Below are 17,329 nucleotides of genomic sequence, written 5' to 3'. Positions count from 1 at the left end.
AAAAACCATCAGGATGTTGTAACTAAACAGGGGCTTTTTTTAAATCTTACTGGCCGTCAAGGCCGCGAATCGGTTTGATGGTGGACCACGAGCGGCAGGACGGGCAGTGCCAGTAGAGGCTGTGGGCGGTAAAGCCGCATTTTTGGCAGCGGTATCGCGGCTTGCTGCGTACCTGCTCACCGACCATATTGCGCAGCACGCCGAGACTCTCTTTCGCGCGCCCCTCTTCCGCTTCGTTAAGGTGGTAGTCCATCAGCTTATGGAAAACGCGCATCGTCGGATGGCGCTCCAGCTGACGGGTAACGTAGCTTTGGGCGGCTTCAATCCCCTCGCGCTGCTCGAGGATCTGCGCCAGCATCAGCTCAGCGGTCGCGCCGGTATTTTCATCGACGCAGCGGCGGAGAAACGCTTCCCACTCGTCGATTTTGCCCAGCTGCTGGTAGCAGGTCTGGAGCATTTCGAGGGTCTCGCCGACCAGCTCTTTGTCCTGATTGATCACCCGTTCCAGGCTCTCTACCGCCTTCGGATAATCGCCCTTTTCTATCCACACCCGGCCCATCATGATCGACACCCTGGCGCTGTTGCGATCGGCCGCGGCACCTTTTTTCAACAGCGACATGGCCTTATCCATATCGCTGTTCGCCATCTGCTGCAGCGCCAGCTCGCACCAGAAGTTGGCGATATCGCCGCGATGTTTCTCTTTTCCGAGCTTCACCAGACGTTCGGCTACATCAATGGCGGACTGCCAGTCGCTGGTGGCCTGGTAAATCTGCAGCAGCTGCTGCAGCGCGCTGAGGCGAAAATCGGTTTCATCCACCAGCTGTTTGAACATGTCCTCCGCGCGGTCATACAGGCCGGCGGCCATATAGTCACGTCCCAGCTGCTGTACGGCAAGCAGGCGCTGATCGTAGGTCAGCGAGGCGCTTTCCATCAGGCTTTGGTGAATGCGGATAGCCCGGTCAACCTCGCCGCGGGAGCGGAACAGGTTGCCGAGAGTCAGGTGAGCTTCAACGGTGCCGGTATCCTCTTTCAGCATATCGAGGAACAGATCCACGGCTTTATCCTGCTGATTGCTCAACAGGAAGTTAACCCCGGTCACATAATCACGCGACAGGCGGCTAGCGTCGTCCTGTTTGGACTGTTGTGCACTTCTGCGCCCCATATACCAGCCGTACGCGGCGGCTACGGGCAAAAGCAGAAACAACAACTCCAGCATAAACGATTATTCCTTCACCGCAGGGGTGCCTGCGTCGACTGGCGCTACGCCCGCTGGCGCAATCTGATGCTCAAGGCGCTTAACTTTACGCTCGGCGCGAGCCAACGAGACGCGAACCCGCAGCCAGAAAAGGCCGCAAATCAGCCAGCCAATAGCAAACCCTGCCGCGAAGAGCACCGCCAGCAGCGTTGAAATACGGAATTCACCCTGTGCGAGTAAATAGTTGAACGTAACCAGTTGGTCATTTTGCGCACCCAGCGTCACGGAGATGACGAAGATCGCGAGTACCAGTAAGAAAATGAGTAAATATTTCACACTACTTCCCGTTATGTGGGTTGCGCGAAAAAATCCCGCGTTCAGCCCTATAAAGTATCATTTTCGCTGCAGCGGTGGAATGGAAAAGCACGACACCACTGCAGGATATGGGGCCGGATGGCGTGAAAAACAACGTTAGCCCTGTTATTGCGTCCGTTTCTTAATATCCTGCGCCTCTTCCCCAGGCGGCGTCAGCGGGCCACACAGTCGCTGGGTCAGCCAGGTGGCCAGCGTCACCAGCAGCCAGGAGATAAGCGTGGCAACGAGCAAATCCTGCGGCCAGTGCATTCCCAGCGCCAGACGGCTCCCCATCACCGCGGTGGCCCAGACCATCAGCAGCGCAATGGTCAGCCGGCGACGGCGCGGCCACAGCAGCCCCACGCCGAGCAGCGCCCAGCTGGCCGCAAACATGGTGTGTCCGGATGGAAAAGCAAAACCGGTCTCTTTCTGCCAGTGTTTGCGCAGGAATTTAGGGATCCCCTGCTCCTGAACCAGCTGTTCATGCACCAGTTTAGCGCGTTCTTTGCGTTTTAACGCGTAGAATTGATCGACCGGAACCTGCTGCGTTTTTTCCAGCCAGATAACGAAGGGACGCGGCTCCTGCACCTGGCCTTTGATCCAGGACTTAATGCCCTGCCCGAGCAAAATGGCCGCGGCCAGAATCATAAACAGCACCACCGCCGCCCGCAGGCGAAAGCGCAGGCACCACAGGAACCAGCCGCAAAGGATCGTGTGGGTGATGATACCCCACGGCTGAGTCACGCTTTCGGTCACCCAGAACAGCAGCTTTAACCCCTGCTGCGGAAGTTCAGGATGCCACTTCCAGCCGGTGAGCCAAACCACTGCGGGCATAATCATTAATAGTGCCGCACCGGTGGCGGTTCGTCTGGCAATCGACAGCATTTCATCTCCTTAATCCTTACTGCCGACTATCATAACGGAAAGTGGTTCGTTTGTGCGCTTTACGCGCAGGCAGTAGTGCGTAATTAGGAGAACCTCACGGCATTGTGGCAAAATAGCGGCAAACAGAAAGCACATTCAGGTGCTGACAAAGTCTGGAGAATCACATGCAGCTTAAACGTGTGGCAGAAGCCAAACTGCCAACCCCCTGGGGCGATTTCCTGATGGTGGGTTTTGAAGAACTGGCAACCGGGCAGGATCATGTCGCGCTAGTTTTCGGCGATATTTCGGGCCAGGCGCCCGTCCTGGCTCGCGTACACTCTGAGTGTCTGACGGGCGATGCCCTTTTCAGCCTGCGTTGTGATTGCGGTTTTCAGCTGGAAGCGGCGCTGTCGCACATCGCCGAAGAGGGTCGCGGGATCCTGCTGTACCATCGTCAGGAAGGCCGCAACATTGGCCTGTTAAACAAAATCCGCGCCTACGCCTTACAGGATCAGGGCTACGACACCGTAGAAGCGAACCATCAGCTCGGCTTTGCCGCAGACGAGCGCGACTTTACGCTGTGTGCTGATATGTTCAAGCTGCTGAACGTCGAGCGCGTCCGCCTGCTGACCAACAACCCGAAAAAAGTAGAAATTCTGACCGAAGCCGGGATCAATATCGTAGAACGCGTGCCGCTGATCGTCGGACGCAATCCGAAAAATGCCCATTATCTGGATACCAAAGCCGCCAAGATGGGGCATCTGCTGAATAACTGATTCGGCAGCATAGATTCAGGGCCAGCGATTGCTGGCCCTTTTTTTTTACAGCATATTGCGGATCACATAGTGCAGAATGCCGTCATTCTGATAATAGGTCAGCTCCGTGGCGGTATCGATACGGCAGCGGCAGGCAATCACCTCCTGCTTCCCGTCCGCCCGCGTCAGGGTCACCGGCACCGTTGCGCCAGGTTCTAACGCCTGCAGCTGGCTGATATCAATCCGCTCTTCACCGGTGAGCCCCAGCGTTTTGCGGGTTACACCCTGCGGGAACTCCAGCGGTAAAATCCCCATGCCAATCAGGTTAGAACGGTGAATACGTTCAAAGGATTCGGCAATCACCACCCGCACGCCGAGCAGACGCGGGCCCTTCGCCGCCCAGTCGCGGCTGGAGCCGGAGCCGTACTCTTTCCCGGCAACCACCGCCAGCGGCGTCCCTTCATCCTTATAGAGCATGGCCGCGTCATAAATCGCCACCGGCTCGCTGCCCGGCAGATGTCGGGTCATGCCGCCTTCGACGCCCGGCACCATTTCGTTACGAATACGGATGTTGGCGAACGTCCCTCGCATCATCACCTCGTGGTTACCGCGCCGGGATCCGTAGGAGTTAAAATCGATACGCTCAACGCCGCGGTTTTGCAAATAGCGTCCGGCGGGGCTTTCCGCCTTGATGCTTCCCGCAGGCGAGATATGATCCGTGGTCACCGAGTCGCCGAGCATCGCCAGAATCCGCGCGCCGCGAATATCCTCTACCGGTTTGGGCTCAACGCCCATCTCATCGAAGAACGGCGACAGGCGGATATAGGTTGAGTCGCTCTGCCAGTCATAGGTATCCGAACGATCGACGCCAATGGCCTTCCATTCAGGCGTGCCTTCAAATACCTCGGCATACTCTTTATGGAACATCTCGGTGGAGACTTGCTCTACCGCCCGCGCAATCTCCAGGCCGCTCGGCCAGATATCCTTCAGATAGACCGGCTGACCGTCTTTGCCGGCGCCCAGCGGATCGCGGGTCAGGTCAACGTTCATATTGCCTGCCAGCGCGTAGGCCACCACCAGCGGCGGCGAGGCCAGCCAGTTGGTTTTCACCAGCGGGTGAATGCGACCTTCGAAGTTGCGGTTGCCGGAAAGCACCGCGCCTACGGTCAGGTCGCCCTTTTTAATCGCCTCTTCAATCGGCTCCGGTAGCGGACCCGAGTTACCGATGCAGGTGGTGCAGCCATATCCTACCAGGTTGAAGCCCAGCGTATCGAGATAAGGCGTCAGTCGCGCATGCGCGAGATAATCAGAAACCACCTTCGACCCCGGCGCCAGCGAGGCTTTGACCCACGGCTTCGGCTCCAGGCCGAGCTCCACCGCCCTTTTTGCCAGCAGGCCGGCGGCCATCAGGACGCTGGGGTTGGAGGTGTTGGTGCAGGAGGTAATGGCGGCGATGGCCACCGCGCCGTCCGGCAGCGAATATTGCTGTCCGTTCAGCGTATAGTCGACCGGCAGTTTGTCTTTCTGCGCGTGGTTGACCTCCAACTCGGTGCTGGCCGCAAACGCTTTTGGCACATCACCCAGCGCGACTCGGTCCTGCGGGCGCTTCGGTCCGGCAAGGCTTGCTTCTACCGTAGCCATGTCCAGCGCCAGCGTGCTGGTAAATACCGGCTCATCGCCGGTCATGCGCCACATTCCCTGCGCTTTGGCATAGGCTTCCACTAGCGCCACCTGCTCTTCACTGCGGCCGCTCAGGCGCATATAGCTGAGGGTCACCGCATCGATCGGGAAGAAGCCGCAGGTTGCACCGTACTCCGGCGCCATGTTGGCGATGGTTGCCCTGTCCGCCAGCGGCAGCGAATCCAGGCCGTCGCCGTAAAATTCGACAAACTTACCCACCACGCCGTGCTGGCGCAGCATCTGGGTGACGGTGAGCACCAGGTCCGTCGCGGTGATCCCTTCGCTTAATTTACCGGTCAGCTTAAAGCCGACGACGTCGGGGATCAGCATCGACACCGGCTGGCCTAACATTGCCGCTTCAGCCTCAATGCCGCCGACGCCCCAGCCGAGCACGCCGAGGCCGTTAATCATGGTGGTATGCGAGTCGGTGCCGACCAGGGTATCGGGCCAGGCAAACCACTCGCCGTTATGCTCTTCGCTCCACACGGCCTTGCCGAGATACTCGAGGTTGACCTGGTGGCAAATGCCGGTACCCGGCGGCACTACGCTAAAGCGGCTGAACGCCTGCTGCCCCCAGCGCAGGAACGCGTAGCGCTCGTGGTTACGCTCCATCTCCAGGCGGACGTTCTCCTCAAAGGCGTCATCGTTGCCAAAGCGGTCTACCGTCACCGAGTGGTCAATCACCAGGTCGACGGGGGAAAGCGGGTTAACCTTAGCGGTATCGCCTCCCAGGCGTTTCACCGCTTCGCGCATGGCGGCGAGGTCCACCACCGCCGGCACGCCGGTGAAGTCCTGCATCAGGACTCGCGCCGGGCGATAGGCAATCTCCCGGTCCGCATGGGCCTGCTTGAGCCAGGCGGCCAGGGCGTGAATATCCTCTGCGGTGACCGAGTCGCCGTCCTGCCAGCGCAGCAGGTTTTCCAGCAATACTTTGAGCGATTTCGGTAACCGGGTCAGATCGCCCAGTTCTTTAGCGGCCAGCGTGAGGCTGTAGTAGTGGTAGGCTTTATCATTGACCTGTAGCGCGTCCTTACTGGCTTCTCGTAGGGTTGACGACATAGCTCCTCCTTTATCTCAGGGATGGCATGCCCTGATGCTCCTCAGGGTATATATTAAAGATAACACATCCCTGGCATAACACTTTGATAACAACCCGAATTGCTAAAATCGGCAAAAGCGCATCAAAGATATTGCACCAAAATAGACAGCAGGGATTTTGTGGTTATAAAGAGATGAGTTCAGGAGGGATATTATTAGCTGAAAGAGTAACAGGTAGCAAAATGCGAAAAAGAACTAATCGCCGGTTCAGTGACGATTAGTTCAAAGGAATGGGTTGTTGATTAAAAACCATCGTGGCGAAATATATCCTCCTTCATGCCGTTGGTTTATTAAACTGGAATAAACACCGAGGTTCTTACTGTCATAAAAGTGACATTTTCAGCGAGACGAAAAAGTGTCGCTTAGCTCACGATCCAGACGTTACAGATGACGAGTGCAACGATACTCCAGAACATAGCAAGCCCGATGAACACAGCGCCCCAGGCCCGACTTCTCAACACAGGATCCACTTCCGTCTTGTCACCGGCCTGTGACATCGCCAACTTCATATAATCGATATCACTTATCATATCTTCACCACCAATCGTTGAAATTATCAGGTACAGTTAAATATTAATTACGGACACTCTATTAATCCAGTGAATTTTGCCCAGGATTATTATCTTTAACCGTTAATTTGATCGGGGTAGGTATAATTGCAACCGTGTTAAAAGGAATAATGAAATTTGTGAGTTATACGAGGTTTACAATGTTAAATACGGTCCATTATAGGTATTGGCATCCCGGGGATGGGATGCCGAATATTTAGCCAAATCATTTCTCAGGCAGTTTAATATCCTTAAACATCGCCTCAATATCTTCATTCGAGCGTAAAGCCACCGCAGTATCCACCACGTCGCGCGTCAGGTGCGGCGCAAAACGTTGAATAAAATCATACATATAGCTGCGTAGGAAGGTGCTGCGACGGAAGCCTATTTTCGTGGTGCTGTGGCTGAAAATGCCGTTGGCGTTGAGTTTCACGAGATCCGGGTCAGACACTGGATCGACCGCCATGCTCGCAATAACCCCAACGCCGAGCCCCAGGCGAACGTAGGTTTTGATGACATCGGCATCGGTAGCGGTAAAAACGATGCGCGGCGTCAGGCCGGCGCGGTTGAACGCGGTATCAAGCTCGGAGCGCCCGGTAAAGCCAAAGGTGTAGGTAACCAGCGGATACTGGGCCAGCTCTTCAATCGTTACCGAGCCTCTGGAGGCGAGCGGATGCTCAGGGGTCACGACAATCGAACGATTCCAGTGGTAGCACGGCAGCATCACCAGGTCATCGTAGAGATGCAGCGCCTCGGTCGCGATAGCAAAATCGGCATTCCCCTTCGAGACCGCCTCGGCAATCTGCGTCGGCGACCCTTGATGCATATGCAACGAGACGCGCGGGTAGCGTTCGATAAAGCCCTTAATCACGCCAGGTAGCGCGTAGCGAGCCTGAGTATGAGTAGTCGCCACGTACAGCGACCCCTTATCCGGCCACGTGTGCTCACCCGCCACTGACTTGATGGCGTCAACCTTCGACAGCACTTCTCGGGCAATGCGGATAATCTCCTGACCGGCAGGCGTCACCTGAGTTAAATGCTTGCCGCTGCGGGCAAAAATCTGAATACCCAGCTCATCTTCCAGCATGCGGACCTGCTTGCTGATGCCGGGCTGCGAGGTATACAGGCCTTCGGCGGTAGAGGAGACATTTAGATTATGGTTAACAACCTCAACGATGTAGCGGAGTTGCTGTAGTTTCATGGCTGATATCCGTTAACGCGTAAAATGAATTCGCTTGATACAGTTGACGTTCAGGCCGCCTGCCGGCAGAGAGGCTGCGCGCCGCTGCGGTTCGCCGCGCTGGCGCCACAAAGCGTCCTGAAACGAGAATGTAGTAAGACGATTTAATAATAAAAAAGGGATTAACTATAACCACTATATCATTTATATCTACAGTGTATAGACGCTAACGGAAAATAATAAGGCGGTTATAAGCCCGAATAAATGCGGCAAAACTTCAAGGATTTCAGCAATCAACGGGAAAAGAAAAGGGCCGCAGTGCGGCCCTTTTGAGGGGTAAGGCGATTACTTTTTCGCTTCAGTCCACTTGCCGTCGATGTAGAAGGCTGACCAACCGGTGGCTTTGCCATCTTTTTCCGACGCAACGTACTGCTGCTTGGTTTTACGGCTAAAACGCACCAGCGTTTTATTGCCTTCCGGATCCTGCTGCGGCGCATCGGCAAGATAACGCAGCTTCTCGGCGAGGCGGTCACGGAAGCGGTACAGCTCCTCAACCAGCGGCGCGCGAGTTTCGCGGGATTTCGGGAAGGTGTTTGCCGCGAGGAACACGCCAGCGGCACCGTCGCGCAGAACAAAATAGGCGTCCGATTTCTCGCACGGCAGCTCCGGCAGCGGAACCGGATCTTCCTTCGGCGGCGCCACTTCCCCGTTACGCAGGATTTTGCGCGTATTCTTACACTCGTCGTTGGTGCAGGCCATGTACTTACCGAAACGTCCCATCTTCAGGTGCATCTCAGAACCACATTTCTCACACTCAACTACCGGGCCATCGTAGCCCTTAATGCGGAACTCGCCCTCTTCAATCTCATAGCCGTCGCAGGTCGGGTTGTTACCGCAGACATGCAGCTTACGCTTAGGATCGATGAGGTAGCTGTCCATCGCCGTGCCGCACTTCTGGCAGCGACGCTTGGCACGCAGCGCGTTGGTTTCGGCATCGTCGCCTTCCAGCACGTTGAGCACTTCGTTTTCCGGCACCAGGTTAATGGTGGTTTTGCAGCGCTCTTTTGGCGGCAGCGCGTAGCCGGAGCAGCCGAGGAACACCCCGGTGCTGGCGGTACGAATACCCATCTCACGACCGCAGGTCGGACAGTCGATGCTGGTCAGCACCATCGGGTTAGGCTGCATGCCGCCCTCTTCCGGATCCTTCTCCGCCGTTTCCAGCTGAGCGGTAAAGTCGCCGAAGAAGTGATCCAGCACCTGCCGCCACTCGGCCTGATGATTCGCCACCTGGTCGAGACGGTCTTCCATCTGCGCGGTAAAGTCGTAGTTCATCAGATCGCGGAAGTTCTCTTCCAGACGATCGGTGACGATCTCACCCATTTTTTCCGCATAGAAGCGACGGTTTTCAACCCTAACGTAGCCGCGATCCTGAATAGTCGAAATGATCGACGCATAGGTTGACGGACGGCCAATACCGCGTTTTTCCAGCTCTTTAACCAGCGATGCTTCGCTAAAGCGCGCAGGCGGTTTGGTAAAGTGCTGCGCCGGGCTAAGTTCAACCAGGCTTAAGCTGTCGCCCTGATTAACCACCGGCAGAACGCGGTCTTCATCGCCCTTGCGCAGTGCAGGCATGACTTTCGTCCAGCCATCAAAACGCAGCGTACGGCCGCGCGCCTTGAGCTTAAAGTCGCCGGCTTTCACCGTCAGGGTGGTAGAGTCGTACTGCGCTGGCGTCATCTGACAGGCGACAAACTGGCGCCAGATCAGCTGATAGAGCTTCAGCGCATCAGATTCCATACCTTTTAAATCTTCCGCCATCACGTTCACATCGGAAGGACGAATTGCTTCGTGCGCTTCCTGCGAGTTTTCTTTGCTGGCGTACTGGTTGGCGTTCTCCGGCAGATACTTTTTACCAAAGTTATCGCCGATGTAGCCGCGCACCATGCTCAGCGCATCCTGACTCAGGTTGGTGGAGTCGGTACGCATATAGGTGATGTAGCCGGCCTCATACAGACGCTGCGCCATCATCATGGTTTTCTTCACCCCGAAGCCCAGACGCGTGCTGGCCGCCTGCTGCAAGGTTGAGGTGATGAACGGCGCGCCCGGTTTGCTGCTGGTCGGCTTATCTTCGCGTTCCAGCACGCTGTAGGCGGATTTCTCCAGCAGCGCGACGGCAGACATGGTCTCATCGCGGTTAACCGGACGGAACGGCTTATCGTTCTTGTGCGTGACCTGCAGCGCTAAAGCGTCTCCGCCAGGCGTCGTGGTGCTGGCGTCAATCTCCCAGAACTCTTCCGGGACGAAGGCTTTAATTTCGCGTTCACGTTCGACCACAAGGCGGACGGCAACGGACTGAACGCGGCCCGCGGAGAGGCCACGCGCTATTTTTTTCCACAGCAGCGGAGAAACCATATAGCCCACTACGCGGTCCATAAAACGGCGCGCCTGCTGGGCGTTAACGCGATCGATGTTCAGTTCGCCCGGCTTGTCAAAAGCCTGACGGATCGCGTTTTTAGTAATTTCGTTAAATACAACGCGGCTGTAGCGTTTTTCATCACCACCGATAACTTCCCGCAGGTGCCATGCAATGGCTTCCCCTTCGCGGTCAAGGTCAGTTGCGAGATAGATGTGGTCGGCTTTTTCAGCCAACTGCTTGAGTTCTGAAACTACCTTTTCTTTACCCGGGAGTACTTCATAATGCGCATCCCAGTCATGCCACGGGTCGACGCCCATGCGATTGACCAGAGCGCTACGTTCGTCCTTTTTAGGCTTTTTGGCCCCTTTGGTGGCGGTAGAGTCGGCGCTCTTTTTGGAAGCTGAGCCACTGGTCGGCAAGTCGCGGATATGACCGACGCTGGACTTAACCACGTAGTCATTACCCAGATACTTATTGATCGTTTTGGCTTTTGCCGGGGACTCAACGATAACGAGAGCTTTACCCATATTCACCTTTACCTAATTTGATTCATCCAGGAATACATCGCACATTGATTCACCATCCGCTGGCGACGTCCGTCATATGTTGCGTCGTCGTCGAAGGATATCAACCCTCTGCACGTCCGGCCTCACGTCCATAAAACCAGATAGCCGGGTTTACTGACTTTGTCTAGCCAGGCGACATAGCACGAATAATTTTTGGCCGAATGTCAAGCAAATCTGCTGCCAGATCGCTGAAAGCGTCACACTGTACCTGATAAAATTCGTTACGCAACTTTATTAGCATGCAAAAACGAATCCTGCCAGTAAAGTCATGTTTCTTAGGCCGTTGTCAGTACCCCTGCAGAATAAATGGAAAATTTGCCCCTGCCCGCCGCGCGGCGTAGACTATTGCGCGAAGAATCACAGGAGGCCGTAATGCAAGGTACAACCCAACCCATCGATCGCCAGACGCTGCTTGAAAAAGCCAATAAACTTATTCGCGAACATGAAGATACGCTAGCCGGGATCGAAGCCACCGACGTCGTTCAGCGCAACGGTATTCTGGTATTTAGCGGCGAGTTTTATCTTGACGAGCAGGGTCTGCCTACGGCGAAGAGCACGGCGGTATTTAACATGTTTAAATACCTGGCGCACGCGCTGTCTGAAAAATATCATCTGGTCGATTAAGCCCTGGCGTTTTGCAGGGCGCTAAACGATAACGCGAGGCCAGGGCCTCGCGTTATTTTGCCTACATCAGCGGTTTTTGTCCCCGCTGCCACCAGCGCAGCAGCAGGCGATCGGCGCTTTCAGCGGCGCTGCCGGTGAAGCGGTCAAACATCTTTTTCCTCTGCTGATAGCGCACGCTAATCACATCGTGGCTGTCGATCAGCCCCAGCAGCAGCTCATCGCTGGTTTCTACGGCATCGACCAGCCCTTTCTCCAGCGCCTGAACGCCGTACCAGTGCTCGCCGGTCGCCACCTGCTCAATATCCAGCGTCGGTCGCATTTTGTGGACGAAATCTTTAAACAGCTGATGGGTATCGTTCAGATCTTCCCGGAACTTACGCCGCCCTTCGTCGGTGTTTTCACCGAGCATCGTCAGGGTGCGCTTGTACTGCCCGGCGGTATGCAGCTCAATATCGATATCCTTGTTCTTAAGGAAACGATTAATGTTTGGGATCTGCGCGACCACGCCGATGGAGCCGAGAATGGCAAACGGCGCCGAGACGATTTTATTGGCCACGCAGGCCATCATGTAGCCGCCGCTGGCGGCAACTTTGTCTACCGCCACCGTCAGCGGAATTTGCTTGTCGCGAAGGCGCTGCAGCTGCGAGGCGGCCAGGCCGTAGCCGTGCACCACGCCGCCGGGGCTTTCCAGGCGGATAATGACCTGATCGCGCGCTTTCGCCGTTGCCAGCACGGCGGTGATCTCTTCGCGCAGGCTGCTCACCTCGTGGGCGTCCATGCTGCCTTTAAAGTCGAGTACCCAGGCGCGCGGTTTGCCGTTTGGCTCCGTCGAACCGAGCTTCGCCCGCGCCTTCGCGGCCCTGGCTTCCTGCTTGAGCTTTTTCTTTTGCGCTTTATGCCAAAGCTTCTGCTGCGGGCCGTCGAGCAGCGCTACCGCGAGCTCCTCCCGCATCTCTTTATACTGCTCGCTAAGGTTGGTGACCCGCAGCTCCCCGCGCTGTTTCTTACGCTGAGCGAGGTTAACGATAATTGCGGCGACAACCGCAATAGCGACGACAACAGTCGCGATTTTGGCCAAAAATAAGCCATATTGAGCAAGTAATTCCACGTTTTCACCTTGTGTAAACCACTGACGTTGAAGCACAGTGTACATCAGCCTTTGCCGGGAAGTCTCTGCGCTTTGTGTCCTGTGCGAGGCGCCTTCTTGTTTTTTTCAGCGACGATGAAATCGTTGCAAGATATTAATTCCGCAAAGAGTTTCCGCTTCGCCGATTGCATTACCCGGCCGTTTCAGGCATAAAACGCAAAAGTGAACGACCGAAGAGAAAGCGTGACCCGTCAGCAGGTCACCCAAGGAGTCACCGTGCACTATCAGCCGCAGAATCATTTATTGAAAGATCGCATCATCCTGGTGACCGGCGCCAGCGACGGGATCGGACGCGAAGCCGCGCTGACCTACTCCCGCTACAGCGCCAGCGTTATCCTGCTCGGCCGTAGCGAAGAGAAGCTGCGCCGCGTGGCGCAGGAAATTGAGCAGGACGGCGGGATCCCGGCGCCCTGGTTTACGCTCGATCTGCTCACCTGCACCCCGCAGGAGTGCCAGCAGCTGGCACAGCAGATAAGCGTCCACTACCCGCGCCTCGACGGCGTATTGCACAACGCCGGTCTGCTCGGCGACGTCTGCCCGATGGACGAGCAGAAGCCGGAAGTCTGGCAGCAGGTTATGCAGGTCAACGTCAACGGTACCTTTATGCTGACCCAGGCGCTGCTTCCTTTATTACTCAAGTCCGAGTCCGGTTCGCTGGTTTTCACCTCATCAAGCGTAGGCCGTCAGGGTCGTGCCAACTGGGGCGCCTACGCGGCGTCGAAATTTGCCACTGAAGGGATGATGCAGGTGCTGGCGGAGGAGTACCAGAGCCGCCACCTGCGGGTTAACTGCATCAATCCAGGCGGCACGCGCACGCAAATGCGCGCCAGCGCCTTCCCGACGGAAGATCCACAAAAGCTTAAGACCCCCGCCGATATCATGCCGGTTTATTTATGGCTGATGGGCGACGATAGCCGTCGCAAAACGGGAATGACCTTCGACGCCCAACCGGGGCGCAAACCAGGAATTGCACAATGAGTGAAGAACGCCACCGCGAACGCCAGCAGCGGGTAAAAGAGAAGGTCGACGCCCGAATCGAGGCAGCCCAGGAAGAACGCGGAATTGTTATCGTCTTTACCGGCAACGGCAAAGGTAAAACCACCGCCGGTTTTGGTACCGTTACCCGCGCCATCGGGCACGGTAAAAAGGCCGGCGTTATCCAGTTTATTAAGGGCACCTGGCCGAACGGCGAACGCAACCTGCTGGAGCCGCACGGCGTCGAATTTCAGGTAATGGCAACCGGCTTCACCTGGAATACCCAGGATCGCGAAAGCGATACCGCCGCCTGTCTCGCCGTGTGGCAGCACGCTCTGCGCATGCTGTCAGACGAGAGTCTCGACATGGTTCTGCTCGACGAGCTGACCTATATGGTGGCCTATGACTATCTGCCGCTTGAAGAGGTGCTTAGCGCGCTGCGCCGTCGTCCAGCCCAGCAAACGGTGATTATCACCGGCCGCGGCTGCCATCGCGACATCGTGGAGCTTGCCGATACCGTCAGCGAATTACGCCCGGTTAAGCACGCCTTTGACGCCGGCATTAAGGCGCAGATGGGCATTGACTACTAAGCGCCAGCCTCTCCAGCAGCGCGCCGTTTAGCGCCAGGCACAGGCAATCCTCGCCCTGAGCCAGCACGCTTTCGACGCTGTTTTGTCGGGAGATAAAGCGCTTACGGTATTCTGTCGGCGTCAGCCCGCAGTATTTTTTGAAGGCGGCAATCAGGTACTTATGCTCCTGAAAGCCGCAGCTATGGCTAATTTCGGTGATCGGCGTGCGGGTATCGCGCAGCAGCGTCTTCGCCTTATTCAGCCGCACCAGCGTCAGATACTCCTTGAAGTTGTGCCGGCTCACCTTCTTAAACAGCCGCGAAAACCACGAATAGCTCATTCCGCTGCGGCTCGCTACCTCGCTGAGGGTCAGCGGCTGGTCAAAATGCTGGTTAATAAAGTCGATGCCTTTCTTTATCATCGCCTCTTCGCGCAGGGAGCTTTCCGCCTGCGGCACCGCGTCTCCCGCCAGCGTTAGCGCATCGAGCAGGAGATAGATAGTCGCGATACGTTGAAACGGGGCGCGATTGTCAATCAGCTGGCTGAGCAGGCTCCGCAGCCGTTGGCGCACAACGCCATCGGCCTCGCTGTCACCGCGCCCGGCGGTGCACCAGCTCAGCACCGGCGCGGGATGCAGCTCATCGAACAGGCCTGGTGAAAACTGCACGGTCACCAGCTGGCTCCCGGCCTCCTCCGCGCATAGCGAATGCACCGCCTCGGCGTTGATGTACAGCATGTCTCCCTGAGCCAGCTCCACGCTCTGCTGGCCGACAACGATAGAGAAGCGTCCCGTCAGCACGGTTATCAGCTCCGGCGCCGGGTGCCAGTGCGGTTCGCAGTAGCGTACCTCGGCGGCAAACGCGTTCAGCTTCTCGGCATCAAAAGCAATCAGCTCGTAGCCGCTGTTAACCGTATGCCGCCCGGCCTCTGTCTCCGAGCGGGGGTGAGTGACTGAAAAGGGAAACATGCGCCATCTCCTGTAGTCGGACGATTATTCGCGCCCGGCAAGAACGCGATTCAGCTCATCGCTGTCGATATCAAGCGCCAAAAACTCAGTCAGGGCGATCAGCAGGCCGCAGAAGAGATCCGGCGCCAGCTGGATCAGCCGATCGCGGATCTGCGCCGACGGCAGCTGGCTCTTGCGCGCAATCAGGGCAACCACCCGGTCAAGCGCCTCGGGCTGCTGGATCAGCTGCTGCAGCGAATTGTCATCCCGCAGCGGCACGTAACGCGGCGCAGTGGCCACTTCGACGTCGGCGACGAGGGGTAGATCGCGCGAAGAGCCGCCAATCCGCACCTGCCAGAGGCCCGGGGTGATAACCCAATCCGCAAGCCCCGGGTGATAGCAGGCCAGGTCGGCAATCGGCAGCTGCAGGCTGACGCGACGGCTCTCGCCGGGCGCAAGGGCCACTTTACAGAATGCCTTCAGCGCCTGCTCCTCGCGGATCAGCTCGCCGTCCGGCGCGCTGACGTACAGCTGCGCGATCTCTTTCCCCGCCCGATCGCCGTCGTTGCTCAGGGTGAACGAGACGGTCAGCGTCTCGTCAGGCCCGACGCGAGAGGCGGAAAGTTCGGCCTGGCCGTAGGTAAACCGGCTATAGCTTAGGCCAAAGCCAAACGGGAACAGCGGCGTCATTCGGCGTTTGTCATAGTAGCGATAGCCAACAAACAGCCCTTCGCCGTAATGGTGGCGCAGGTTCTCTCCCGGGTAGTTGAGCCACGCCGGCGTCTCTTCCAGCGTATTCGGCACCGTCACCGTCAGTTTACCGCAGGGGTTACGCTGGCCGAAGAGAATTTCCGCCACTGCCCGGCCCATGCCCTGCCCGGCGAAAAAGGTTTCCAGCAGCACTTTACACTCCGCCAGCCACGGCATCACTACCGCATCGCTATTGGCCAGCACCACCACCACGTTGGGCTGTACCGCCGCCACCTCGCGGATCAGCCGTTCGTGTACCGCCAGGATGTTTAAATCATGACGGTCGCCGTTTTCGCCATCCTCACCCACCGCGGTACTGACGAAGATAACCGCCACGTCCGCCTCCTGCGCCACCGCTCGCGCCTGGGCCAGCGCCTGTTCATCGCAGCGCTCGTCATCCGGAGCGCCAACCGCCCAGGTCACGGTAAAGTCGTCGCCCGCCAGATCGAAGATCTCGTCCAGCGGACGATCCAGCAAATAGGGTACCGTGGTGGCACAGCCCGATCCCTGAATCACCGGCTCCTGCGCCGGCTTGCCCAATACCGCAATCCGACGGCTGCGCTCCGGGGTAAGCGGCAGAAGGTTGTCTTCATTTTTCAACAAGACGATTGACTCCCCGGCCAGCTGCTGCGCCAACTGGTGATGGGCCGTGAAATCGGCCCGGGTCTCCGGGCGACGGTGGCGCTGCACCTTTTCCAGCAGCGCCAGCATTCTCCGGCAGGCGCGGTCGACCACCGCCAGAGGCACCTCTCCTGACTCAATCGCCGCCAGCAGCGTCCGCTTATCGCGGCGGGTTTCCGGCATCGCCAGATCGTTGCCCGCCAGCAGCGACGCCGGGCGGTCTTTGATGCCGTACCAGTCGGACATCACCAGCCCGTCGTATCCCCACTCATCCCGCAGTACCTGGGTCAGTAAAAAGGGATCCTGCGAAGTCTGTACGCCGTTCAGGCGGTTGTAGGAGGACATCACCGTCCACGGCTGCGATTTCGCTATCGCCCGCTGGAATCCGGCGAGGTAGATTTCACGCAGCGCCCGCTCTTCGATTATCGAATCCATTTCGGTTCGGCGATATTCAGAATTATTGGCGGCGAAATGCTTGAGGCTGGCGCCGACCCCTTCGTTCTGCAGGCCGTTGATCAGCGCTGCGGCGATATCGCCGGAGACAACCGGATCTTCGGCATAGTATTCATAGCCCCTGCCGGCGAGCGGCGTGCGGCGAATATTGATGCCAGGCCCTAGCAGGATCCCGACCCCCATCTGCTGACATTCGCGGCCCAGCGCCTGGCCCATCTGATAGACCAGCTCCACGTCCCAGCTACAAGCTAAGCTGGAGCCGTTAGGAAAGCAGGTTGCCGGTAGCGAGGCGCTGAACAGCGCTTCGCTACCGCCTTTTGCCGCCGACTCCTCCGCACTGACCTGGTCAGCGGTTTGGGTGATGACCGAAATAAAGTCATCCATACTCCACTTTTCGCTGCCGTCGATTTGTGCGCTGCTGTAGCGCACGCCGTAGGTTCCGTCGGTCATCACGATATCGTTGATGCCATGCTGCGGCATCGATGCCGTGCGCCACAGGCCGCTGCCGGTCAGCAACGCCACTTTTTCCTCTGCCGTCATGGCCGCAATCACGGTATTAAATTCACTCTTCATCTCTCTGGCTCCCTG

General features: G+C 57.4%; 14 protein-coding genes. 4 read left to right on the top strand and 10 right to left on the bottom strand.

The genetic code is table 11. The features are described 5' to 3' along the window. Nucleotides 1-46: 46 nt before the first annotated feature. The 3 genes from lapB to pgpB form a co-directional block, all read right to left on the bottom strand. Nucleotides 47-1,216 carry a lipopolysaccharide assembly protein LapB gene (lapB, locus tag GVK32_RS15185; RefSeq protein ID WP_123707651.1) on the bottom strand — a complete coding sequence of 390 codons (1,170 nt, stop codon included), beginning with the start codon at nucleotides 1,214-1,216 and terminating at the stop codon, nucleotides 47-49. A 6-nt stretch (nucleotides 1,217-1,222) separates the two neighbouring features. Further along, the gene (locus tag GVK32_RS15180) at nucleotides 1,223-1,531 is read right to left on the bottom strand and encodes a LapA family protein (RefSeq protein ID WP_041145190.1); all 309 of its coding nucleotides are present in this window, start codon (nucleotides 1,529-1,531) and stop codon (nucleotides 1,223-1,225) included. Nucleotides 1,532-1,675: 144 nt separating this feature from the next. Next, on the bottom strand, nucleotides 1,676-2,434 hold the full coding sequence (gene pgpB, locus GVK32_RS15175; RefSeq protein WP_159869340.1) for a phosphatidylglycerophosphatase B: 759 nt from the start codon (nucleotides 2,432-2,434) through the stop codon (nucleotides 1,676-1,678). A 164-nt stretch (nucleotides 2,435-2,598) separates the two neighbouring features. Between pgpB and ribA the strand changes: the two genes are divergently transcribed. Then, a complete protein-coding gene (ribA, locus tag GVK32_RS15170; RefSeq protein WP_041145188.1) occupies nucleotides 2,599-3,189 on the top strand; it encodes a GTP cyclohydrolase II in 591 nt (196 codons plus the stop codon). A 45-nt stretch (nucleotides 3,190-3,234) separates the two neighbouring features. Here ribA and acnA read toward each other — a convergent pair whose 3' ends face one another. From acnA to topA, 4 genes are all read right to left on the bottom strand, one after another. Beyond that, nucleotides 3,235-5,907 (bottom strand): aconitate hydratase AcnA, encoded by a 2,673-nt coding sequence (gene acnA, locus GVK32_RS15165; RefSeq protein WP_159869337.1) that lies wholly within the window; start codon nucleotides 5,905-5,907, stop codon nucleotides 3,235-3,237. A 401-nt stretch (nucleotides 5,908-6,308) separates the two neighbouring features. Continuing rightward, nucleotides 6,309-6,476 (bottom strand): YmiA family putative membrane protein, encoded by a 168-nt coding sequence (locus tag GVK32_RS15160; protein ID WP_071844914.1) that lies wholly within the window; start codon nucleotides 6,474-6,476, stop codon nucleotides 6,309-6,311. 244 nt (nucleotides 6,477-6,720) lie between these two features. Beyond that, complete coding sequence (cysB, locus tag GVK32_RS15155; protein ID WP_041145186.1) at nucleotides 6,721-7,695, bottom strand: HTH-type transcriptional regulator CysB; 975 nt, start codon at nucleotides 7,693-7,695, stop codon at nucleotides 6,721-6,723. A 324-nt stretch (nucleotides 7,696-8,019) separates the two neighbouring features. Further along, nucleotides 8,020-10,617, bottom strand: a complete 2,598-nt coding sequence (gene topA / locus GVK32_RS15150) for a type I DNA topoisomerase (protein ID WP_159869334.1) — start codon at nucleotides 10,615-10,617, stop codon at nucleotides 8,020-8,022. Between the two features lie 411 nt (nucleotides 10,618-11,028). Between topA and GVK32_RS15145 the strand changes: the two genes are divergently transcribed. Continuing rightward, nucleotides 11,029-11,280 (top strand): YciN family protein, encoded by a 252-nt coding sequence (locus tag GVK32_RS15145; protein WP_041145184.1) that lies wholly within the window; start codon nucleotides 11,029-11,031, stop codon nucleotides 11,278-11,280. Between the two features lie 61 nt (nucleotides 11,281-11,341). On the opposite strand, the gene sohB is transcribed toward GVK32_RS15145, so the two are convergent. Continuing rightward, nucleotides 11,342-12,388 (bottom strand): protease SohB, encoded by a 1,047-nt coding sequence (sohB, locus tag GVK32_RS15140; RefSeq protein WP_132510765.1) that lies wholly within the window; start codon nucleotides 12,386-12,388, stop codon nucleotides 11,342-11,344. 255 nt (nucleotides 12,389-12,643) lie between these two features. Between sohB and GVK32_RS15135 the strand changes: the two genes are divergently transcribed. Then, entirely contained in the window at nucleotides 12,644-13,405 is a 762-nt protein-coding gene (locus GVK32_RS15135; RefSeq protein ID WP_123707646.1) for a YciK family oxidoreductase, read from the top strand. Next, a complete protein-coding gene (cobO, locus tag GVK32_RS15130) occupies nucleotides 13,402-13,992 on the top strand; it encodes a cob(I)yrinic acid a,c-diamide adenosyltransferase (RefSeq protein WP_076945384.1) in 591 nt (196 codons plus the stop codon). Before GVK32_RS15135 ends, cobO begins: the two co-directional genes overlap by 4 nt. On the opposite strand, the gene GVK32_RS15125 is transcribed toward cobO, so the two are convergent. Then, on the bottom strand, nucleotides 13,964-14,938 hold the full coding sequence (locus GVK32_RS15125) for an AraC family transcriptional regulator (RefSeq protein WP_159869331.1): 975 nt from the start codon (nucleotides 14,936-14,938) through the stop codon (nucleotides 13,964-13,966). The two genes, cobO and GVK32_RS15125, sit on opposite strands and share 29 nt — an antisense overlap. Nucleotides 14,939-14,962: 24 nt before the next feature. Continuing rightward, a complete protein-coding gene (locus tag GVK32_RS15120; RefSeq protein ID WP_159869328.1) occupies nucleotides 14,963-17,314 on the bottom strand; it encodes a beta-glucosidase in 2,352 nt (783 codons plus the stop codon). Nucleotides 17,315-17,329 lie beyond the last annotated feature (15 nt).

Origin of the sequence: Klebsiella sp. 18074, from assembly GCF_902705905.1 — a bacterium.
Classification (GTDB): domain Bacteria; phylum Pseudomonadota; class Gammaproteobacteria; order Enterobacterales; family Enterobacteriaceae; genus Klebsiella; species Klebsiella terrigena.
Note: the sequence above shows the minus strand (reverse complement) of the source record. Positions and strands in the feature narration are given on the sequence as shown.

What these genes read in the sequence shown, in the direction of transcription:
- pgpB (WP_159869340.1), bottom strand. Translation starts at nt 2,434, where the DNA reads ATGCTGTCGATTGCCAGACGAACCGCCACCGGTGCGGCACTATTAATG.
- GVK32_RS15125 (WP_159869331.1), bottom strand. Translation starts at nt 14,938, where the DNA reads ATGTTTCCCTTTTCAGTCACTCACCCCCGCTCGGAGACAGAGGCCGGG.
- topA (WP_159869334.1), bottom strand. Translation starts at nt 10,617, where the DNA reads ATGGGTAAAGCTCTCGTTATCGTTGAGTCCCCGGCAAAAGCCAAAACG.
- GVK32_RS15145 (WP_041145184.1), top strand. Translation starts at nt 11,029, where the DNA reads ATGCAAGGTACAACCCAACCCATCGATCGCCAGACGCTGCTTGAAAAA.
- lapB (WP_123707651.1), bottom strand. Translation starts at nt 1,216, where the DNA reads ATGCTGGAGTTGTTGTTTCTGCTTTTGCCCGTAGCCGCCGCGTACGGC.
- GVK32_RS15160 (WP_071844914.1), bottom strand. Translation starts at nt 6,476, where the DNA reads ATGATAAGTGATATCGATTATATGAAGTTGGCGATGTCACAGGCCGGT.
- cobO (WP_076945384.1), top strand. Translation starts at nt 13,402, where the DNA reads ATGAGTGAAGAACGCCACCGCGAACGCCAGCAGCGGGTAAAAGAGAAG.
- ribA (WP_041145188.1), top strand. Translation starts at nt 2,599, where the DNA reads ATGCAGCTTAAACGTGTGGCAGAAGCCAAACTGCCAACCCCCTGGGGC.
- cysB (WP_041145186.1), bottom strand. Translation starts at nt 7,695, where the DNA reads ATGAAACTACAGCAACTCCGCTACATCGTTGAGGTTGTTAACCATAAT.
- acnA (WP_159869337.1), bottom strand. Translation starts at nt 5,907, where the DNA reads ATGTCGTCAACCCTACGAGAAGCCAGTAAGGACGCGCTACAGGTCAAT.
- GVK32_RS15120 (WP_159869328.1), bottom strand. Translation starts at nt 17,314, where the DNA reads ATGAAGAGTGAATTTAATACCGTGATTGCGGCCATGACGGCAGAGGAA.